This window comes from Coprococcus intestinihominis, from assembly GCF_040096555.1.
Classification (GTDB): Bacteria; Bacillota; Clostridia; order Lachnospirales; family Lachnospiraceae; genus Coprococcus_A; species Coprococcus_A intestinihominis.
This window is the reverse complement of the sequence record NZ_JBBMEK010000155.1, coordinates 1-7,784: the sequence shown is the minus strand read 5'-3', so window position 1 is coordinate 7,784 and position 7,784 is coordinate 1. Positions and strand designations below refer to the sequence as shown.

Below are 7,784 nucleotides of genomic sequence, written 5' to 3'. Positions count from 1 at the left end.
GCACTCACTCCATGGCAACGGTTGCGTGTGAAATGCTTAATAATATAAAAAATATGAGTGATGAGGAAAAGTCATTTTTAGAACGCGTGTCAAAGTACAGACATTCAATACGTTGTAAGATGGCTATTTTATGTAACGAGTCTATAAATGACATGCCTAAACAATTATTAAGATCATACCGTGTGAGGGTACTCTTTAATCTATACTAAGAGGAGTTCGCTAAGATGAAAATATGTTTTGTTTTACCGCAAATGCTAAAGAAGCCAATAGGCGGGTATAAAATGGTTTATGAGTATGCAAATAGGCTTTCTGCGGAGGGACACGATATTGGAATACTTTATTTGAATGATAACGCTCTGAGCAGATTCAAAATGCCAAGTTCAATACGGAAGACGGCAATAGAGATATTTACAATTGTTGAACCCAAATGGTTTGTACTTGATAAAAAAGTCAAAAAATATAGTAGTACCAAAACTGGTATAAAAAAGATAATGCAACGGTATGAGTTGGCGATAGCAACAGGTGTGGATACAGTCGAAAAGACGTTACAATTTTTTCCAAGTGCAAAAAAAGCGTATTTTATACAAGGCTATGAAAAATGGGTGTATCCAGAAAATGAAATTAACAAAACTTTTTCGTTGGGACTTGATAATATCGTAATAGCCGGTTGGTTAAAGGACATTGTTGACCAACACGCACAAAAGCCTTCACTTGTTTTGAAAAATCCTATTGATACACATGTTTACAAAGTTATAAAGCAAATAGATAAGAGAAACAGTCATACTATTGGTGTACTTTATCATGAGGCAGAGCATAAAGGGTTCAAGTATGCTTACGAAGCAATATTGCAATTAAAGAAAATATATCCCGATCTTAAAGTCAAGATGTTTGGTACTTCAAAACCATCGTTTGAAATACCACAGTGGATTGATTTTACACTGAATGCATCGCAGGAACAAACTGTTGAGATTTATAATAATGTTGCAGTTTTTTTGTGTGCAACAGTTTGTGAGGGATATGGTCTGACAGGTTTGGAGGCTATGGCCTGTGGCGCAGCTTTGGTTAGCACAGAGTATGATGGTGTAAAAGAATATGCAATAAATGAAAAAAATGCGTTACTTTCACCAGTTGCTGATGTAAATTCACTAGTAAATAACGTTATAAGATTGATAGATAATTCAGGCCTCAGAAATAGAATTGCAACCAACGGAGAACAATGCGCAAAGTCTTTTTCATGGGGTAATGCCATGGACATTTTAAATGATTACATTAGAAGAGTTGAAAGGGATTAGGAACGTGGAAAAGATAGAGCATGGTTTAACAATAGGAAGAACATCCTTTTTGTGCTGGATTATTGTGGCGATTATTTTACTCCAAAATGGGCCTCTAAATAATTTACCAATAACACTATTACTATTACTGATTCCAACAGCAAAGGGATTAATCTTTCATAAGCCTGGGAAATGTGAAAAAGTTGTATTATTTTATGGAGTATATCTTTTAATTATAACACTACTGAATTTTGGGGATAATTTTGACCCGAATTACACAATTAATTTGTTTATTCAGTATTTCATAATTTATACATGCCTGAAATTCACAATAGTAAATATCAATGCTGAGAAATTTTTGATTTTTTTGAGAAATTTTGGTCTTGTTTTATCTGCTTTTTGTCTCGTTGAAGCATTAAGTAAAAAACATATTTGGGCATCAATCCTAGGAAAAGGACTAACAGAAGGAACTACAAGAGTGGTTGGTTTTTTTAACCATCCGATAGTATGCTCTTGTTTTTTACTAATAACCTTAATATTGACAATCGTCTTTCCGATTCGTAAGAAAAGAACACAAGTTGTTGCGATTATTGGTGTTGTTTCGGCAATTATTTTAACACAATCTAGAAGTGCTTGGATTGCTGCTGCCGTTGTACTATTTATTTATCTTTTAAAATTCCATTCCCATAGAATTGACCGGTCATATCTCATTTATGGCATGCTTGCTGTGGGGATAGCCTTTATGGTATCAATAGCCCTTGGATACAATGTTGCAGCTGAAATTGTAAGGTTTATCAGTACAAGAATACAAGGCTCATTAGAAGCAGGAGAGGGCCATATAGTTAGAATAGAGATAATATTGAATTCATTTGAATATTGGAAGAGCCACATTGGAGATTTGTTTTTTGGACGAGGAAAAAACTATGGTTTGTTATTTTTAAAATACAATCCTATTAAAAAGTTCGGGACATTCACATGGAGTGCAGCAATTGACAATCAGTATATCACTTTGATACATGAGACTGGTTTAGTTGGACTAATACTAATCTTCTATGTAATTGCCATGGCGTTTAAACGTTTTACAACATCAAACAAGATTAATAAAATACAAATCGCAGTATCTTTATGCTTGATAGGTAATGCAATATGTATGTTTTTCTATGAAGGACTAAATTATCCAGTGATGGTGTTGCTATATATGATTTTTATCTTTTTGAGCGATTTTCAAGAGACATATGTATCCAATATAAAAATTGAAAAATTGGAGATAGATGATGGAAAAAAAGGAAAAGAATATTCAGATACACAGCGTAAAGTATAACTTTGTAATGAACATAATCCTTAAAATTTCGCAATATATATTCCCTCTTATTACGTTACCATATATTACTCGAACATTAGGAACCATAGGGAATGGAAAGGTTGCTTTCGCAGCATCGGTTGTTAGCTATTTTTCTATGTTTGCCCAACTCGGGATCCCTACTTATGGGATTCGAGCTTGTGCAGCGTGCAGAGATAATAAAGATAAATTGACAAAAACTGTTCATGAACTTGTCGTGATTAATGGGGGAGCTGCTATTGTATCATATTTATTCCTCGTTATAGGAATCATGTTGGTTCCGAAATTACATGAAGATTCCACCTTGATGCTAATTAATTCAATGACGCTATTTCTTAATCTAATGGGGATGGAATGGCTATATCAAGCAATTGAACAGTATCAATATATCACCATTAGAAATATAACGTTTAAAATCATATCCGTGATTTTGATGTTTGTTATGATACATGACCCTTCTGATTATATTTTGTATGGGGCATTGCAAGTGTTTAGTGCGGGCGGTTCTAATGTTTTGAATTTATGGAACGCTAGAAAATTTCTTACAAGGAAAAGTTATAGAGGCGAATATAATTTTAGACAGCACATGAAACCGATTTGGACATTTTTTGCCTTGTCTGTAGCGGTTTCGGTCTACACAAGCATGGATACTGTTATGCTTGGATTTCTATCAAGTGATGAAGAAGTTGCTTATTATTCACTTTCTACTAAAATTAAAATGGTTTTGGCTACTACAATTTCTGCGTTAGGTCCAGTATTGTTGCCGAGAATTGCATATTGCCTTAATAATGGACAAGAACGAAGATTCATGGAGTACCTTAAGAAATCATTACATTTTGTAATCATTGCATCCGCTTCACTTGCTTTATACTTTATGGTGATGGCGCCAGAAACAATACAGATACTTGGAGGAAATTCGTACGCATCGGCTGTATGCTGTATGCGGATTATTACATTTGCGATTATTCCACTTGGAATTGGAAATATTGCGTGCCAGCAGGTACTAACGCCTTTAGGAAAAGAGAAATTCACCATGTATTCCACAATTTGTGGTGCGTGCATAAATTTTGTTGCAAATACAGTTATGATACCTTTATGGGGAGCTGCTGGGGCATCAGTGGCTACAGTGTTGGCTGAATGCTTAGTTGCAATAATTCAGGTGAAATTCGCATGGATTGAGTTGAAAAGCGCATTTGTGGCTGTGTCGTACAGAAAGATTATACTTGCAAATGTAATTGCGCTGATTGCACTGTTTGCTGTCAAGAATTTGTTTTTCGTTGAGAGTGCATTTATCACTATGATTGCGACCTGTATTTCGTTTTTCGGAATATACTTAATAACGTTACTGGTGTTTAGAGATGAACTTATAGTAAAATATGGTGGACAAGTATTATGTCGTATATTCAAATAAAGATGTCTGAGATCTCCCAAATCTGCGGTGAAAAATACAATTTTTGATCTCCTGGACTCAGAATGAGGGGTAAAAAGTGTCAGGTAGTGCGCCCTGCAATGGCTTGAAATAATGCAAGTGGAAATCCTGCCTGGAAAGGAACTAAGTGGTATGGTGTGATCCTTTCTGCCGAGAACAAGAAGCAGTTCCTCATTCCGGAAGGCTTTGCGCACGGCTTCCTGGTTTTGAGCGATGAGGCTGAGTTCTGCTACAAGGTCAATGATTTCTGGCATCCGAATGATGAGGGTGGCATGGCTTGGAATGACCCGGAAATCGGCATTGAGTGGCCGGAAGTGCAGAGGGCTACACGCTGGCAGACGGTACGAAGCTGAACCTGAGCGATAAGGACCAGAAGTGGCTTGGGCTGAAGGATACTTTTAAGTTTTAATGAGATTGAGTAAGAACATTGCTAGATGTAGTCTCTATAAGTATATAGCCTTGGTTTGAATAAAATAATAGTCATAATAAGATAGATAACACAATGTTCTAGTATGCGCGAATTAGAGCGCATTATTGATGCTGCCAGAGAACAGGCCAAACGAACCGCATGCAGTGACCGTATTGTCTTCTGGGGAAAAACGGATAATCCTTCAAAGCTGTATTCTGCAATGCACATTTTGCGTTCCCGTACAAATACGAAGGCCTTCCAATTGTTTTGCTCGAGGCACAGATGTCCGGACTGCCCTGTATTGTATCTGATAAGATTACAACTGAAGTGGACTTTGTCAATATCTGCTGGGTTTCTATTGAAGATGAACCGAAAATTTGGGTGAATGCAATGCGAAATTTGTCCTATATGACCGACGAGCAGCGAAAAATCTATCAGAAAGAACATGCGCATCAGATTGCACGCCACAATATAAACAACACCGTAACTATTCTGGAGAATATTTATATTGAACAGTTGAAAAAAGCTAAAAAACGATGCTAGTCTTGGAGGAGAATTGAATGAACATAGTGATAAATTGCAATGATGACTATATCGTTCCGGCGAGAATACTGATAGATAGTATTGCTGTACATAACAGAAATGTTGCCTTATGGTTTGTTTATCATACAGTAACAGAGAATAATCTTGGCGCGCTGAATAAACAGACCAATGAATATGGGTGGAAGTTCTATCCAGTAAAAATTAAGGAGCACTTTAGAACTATAGCTGCAGAGTTACCCTGCCATATGCATTTTTCGGAAGAAATGTACTATCGTTTATTCCTTCCCTGGATGTTGCCGGACTGTGAACGAGTCTTGTATCTGGATTGCGATATCCTGGTTAGAGGTAGTCTCAGTGAATTATATGATTTCGATTTGGAGGATAATCTTGTAGGAGCTGCGCATGATATGAATAAAGAAATTCGCAGGGAGAGCATTGCGCGATTAAGGCTTAAGGGGGAATATTTCAATTCTGGTGTGCAGCTTTTGCAGCTTGAACGTATCAGAGAGAAGATGAGTCAGGAAGAACTGCTTTCCTGTATTGATAAAATCTCCAGGGAGTTTCTGCTGATTTATCCGGATCAAGATATATTAAATATAATCTATGAAGGGAGAATCAAGGAGATACACAAGAAATATAATTACGGTGCGGCTAACAGCGTTATGCATAAACTAAAAAATCCAGAGGAACTTCAGAATGCGGTTGTAGTGCATTTTATAACTGCGAACAAACCGTGGAAAAAAGAGTATTGCATGTTTTATCTGCGAGAGTATTGGAATTACTTGCAAAAGTATATGACCAGGGAACAACAGGACGCGTATTGGAGGCATAAGCCGTATGTTAGAACATGGTGCAGTATTGTGAAAGGTTTTTTTCTTAGAAGATTGGGATTACGCGGATATACGGATCAGTTACCTTCACCAAGTGAGAATTTGGATAACAAGTAGTTCTTTACCGTGTATCAAAATGAGGTGAGATTATGAAAATAGCATTATTTATTGACGATATAACAAAAGATGGTGGTACAGAGAGATGTACTGTTGAATTAGCAAATCAACTTGCAGAACGAGGAATAAATACAACTATAATCACAGTAAATGCCAGCAATAGGGAAGCAAAGTATTCTATATTGCCTGCTATCAAGATTGTTAAATTCAATGACAACAAATTAGAGCATAGCCTTAAACGCCGAATTAAAACTATAAACTGTCTTAGAAGAGAGATAAATACAAATGACTATGATGTATTTGTTGTTGTGGATACCCTTAAAACCCTTCTTTTTATTCCACTAGTTTTTTCTCTGAGGCGCAAACATACAAAATTAATTTCATGGGAACATTTCAATTATTGTAGTGATGCAAAATATACATCAAGATGGTTTGCAAGAAAAATATCTGCAATTATTAGTGATGTCGTAGTGGTGCTTAGCGAACAAGATTGCCAGAACTGGAAGAATGCTAGATGTTCAGAGAAGAAACTAAAGACTATATACAATTACTCATGCTTTGATTCAAATCCTCCTCAATTTAATAGAAATAAGAAAAAAATACTTGCAATTGGTAGATTGGAAGATCAAAAAGGATTTGATTTTTTGCTTCAAATCTGGAGAAAAATTGAAGAGGATCAAGAATTAAATGATTGGACATTGCAAATTGTAGGTAGCGGTTCTAAAGAAGTTGCGCTACATAAACAAGCGGAAGAGTTAGAAATAGAAAGAGTAGAATGGTATCCATTCACAAAAAAAATAGATAGATTTTATAAAGATTCTTCAATTTATGTAATGACTAGTAGAATGGAAGGTTTTGGATTGGTTTTGCTAGAGGCGCAAGCTTATGGTTTACCAATTGTTAGTTTTAATATTAAATGTGGTCCAAGCGAGATTGTGGAACAAGATATTAACGGTTATTTGATTGAACCGTTTGATATTGATGATTTCGCTGCAAAACTCAGTAAACTTATGAAAACTCCGTCATTATTGGAAAAATTTACAAATAATTCACAAAACAATATGGAAAAATTTGATAAAAAAACAATTATTGATCAATGGGTTGATATGTTTAATGATCTGTGTAATCCAAAGTCTAACCTGTCAAAACCATTCGGTAAGGGGTTAATGAGCTCAGGGGCACGAAAATTCAAGTGAATTTCATAAATCTTTTATAAACGGTAAGCGCCAAATATTCCTGCGGATTTTCTAATACTCTGATTTCCTCTATAATTGTAGGCGAAAGATATTTAAACTATTTCACTACAATTACGGAGGATAGGTTATGGCAACTACTCGCAAAGCCCGTGTTCCGATGGCGGAACAGATCAGGCTTATCAATGAATGCCGCCAAAGCGGTATGACAGATGCTGACTGGTGCCGTGAAAACGACATCGCAGTAAGCACTTTTTATAACTGGGTCAGCCGTTGCAGGAAAGCAGCAGCGGATCAGATCCCAGCACCGAATTATGGTCATTGTGAGATTCCTCGCTCAAAGCAGGACGTGGTTCCCATTGACATTGTTTCGGATCACCTTCCGGAACAGCATATAGCATCGCAGATGCACCAAACGAACCTTGACAATTCACATACGATTGAAGTGTCCATGAATGATGTGACAATCCGCATCAGCAATGATGCCGATCCTGTCCTGCTCACCAGGACACTCCGCCTGATCCGGGAGACCTCATGTTAGGTGATATCTCCGGCCTCGAAAAAATCTACATTGTCTGCGGCTTATCCTCACGATATTTTTATCCTCATCTTTTCTGGATATAAAGATATTTACTCACTTCTTCACAAAAAAG

At 36.6% G+C, this 7,784-nt stretch carries 6 protein-coding genes and 2 pseudogenes; all 8 read left to right on the top strand.

All coding sequences use genetic code 11. The annotated features are described in order from the left end of the window. The first annotated feature begins 224 nt into the window (after positions 1 to 224). The 8 genes and pseudogenes from WMO25_RS11745 to tnpA all read left to right on the top strand — a co-directional run bounded on the left by WMO25_RS11745 (position 225) and on the right by tnpA (position 7,672). A complete protein-coding gene (locus tag WMO25_RS11745) occupies positions 225 to 1,292 on the top strand; it encodes a glycosyltransferase family 4 protein (RefSeq protein ID WP_349085477.1) in 1,068 nt (355 codons plus the stop codon). Then, positions 1,261 to 2,592, top strand: coding sequence for an O-antigen ligase family protein (locus tag WMO25_RS11740; RefSeq protein ID WP_349085476.1), 1,332 nt, complete (start codon positions 1,261 to 1,263; stop codon positions 2,590 to 2,592). The genes WMO25_RS11745 and WMO25_RS11740 overlap by 32 nt, the downstream gene beginning before the upstream one ends. Further along, positions 2,543 to 4,021, top strand: a complete 1,479-nt coding sequence (locus tag WMO25_RS11735; RefSeq protein ID WP_349085475.1) for a flippase — start codon at positions 2,543 to 2,545, stop codon at positions 4,019 to 4,021. Before WMO25_RS11740 ends, WMO25_RS11735 begins: the two co-directional genes overlap by 50 nt. A 143-nt stretch (positions 4,022 to 4,164) precedes the next feature. Beyond that, positions 4,165 to 4,448, top strand: a pseudogene (locus tag WMO25_RS11730) (dTDP-4-dehydrorhamnose 3,5-epimerase family protein); the annotation flags it as partial. 240 nt (positions 4,449 to 4,688) lie between these two features. Then, positions 4,689 to 4,991, top strand: a pseudogene (locus tag WMO25_RS11725) (hypothetical protein); the annotation flags it as partial. A 17-nt stretch (positions 4,992 to 5,008) separates the two neighbouring features. After that, the gene (locus WMO25_RS11720) at positions 5,009 to 5,938 is read left to right on the top strand and encodes a glycosyltransferase family 8 protein (protein WP_349085473.1); all 930 of its coding nucleotides are present in this window, start codon (positions 5,009 to 5,011) and stop codon (positions 5,936 to 5,938) included. A gap of 32 nt (positions 5,939 to 5,970) precedes the next feature. Next, entirely contained in the window at positions 5,971 to 7,134 is a 1,164-nt protein-coding gene (locus tag WMO25_RS11715) for a glycosyltransferase family 4 protein (RefSeq protein ID WP_349085472.1), read from the top strand. Between the two features lie 127 nt (positions 7,135 to 7,261). Beyond that, positions 7,262 to 7,672 (top strand): IS66 family insertion sequence element accessory protein TnpA, encoded by a 411-nt coding sequence (gene tnpA / locus WMO25_RS11710; RefSeq protein ID WP_349085470.1) that lies wholly within the window; start codon positions 7,262 to 7,264, stop codon positions 7,670 to 7,672. Positions 7,673 to 7,784: the final 112 nt, after the last annotated feature.

Excerpts from the sequence above, each read along its gene's own strand:
- WMO25_RS11745 (WP_349085477.1), top strand. The coding sequence starts at position 225 with ATGAAAATATGTTTTGTTTTACCGCAAATGCTAAAGAAGCCAATAGGC.
- WMO25_RS11740 (WP_349085476.1), top strand. The coding sequence starts at position 1,261 with ATGATTACATTAGAAGAGTTGAAAGGGATTAGGAACGTGGAAAAGATA.
- WMO25_RS11735 (WP_349085475.1), top strand. The coding sequence starts at position 2,543 with ATGATGGAAAAAAAGGAAAAGAATATTCAGATACACAGCGTAAAGTAT.
- WMO25_RS11720 (WP_349085473.1), top strand. The coding sequence starts at position 5,009 with ATGAACATAGTGATAAATTGCAATGATGACTATATCGTTCCGGCGAGA.
- WMO25_RS11715 (WP_349085472.1), top strand. The coding sequence starts at position 5,971 with ATGAAAATAGCATTATTTATTGACGATATAACAAAAGATGGTGGTACA.
- tnpA (WP_349085470.1), top strand. The coding sequence starts at position 7,262 with ATGGCAACTACTCGCAAAGCCCGTGTTCCGATGGCGGAACAGATCAGG.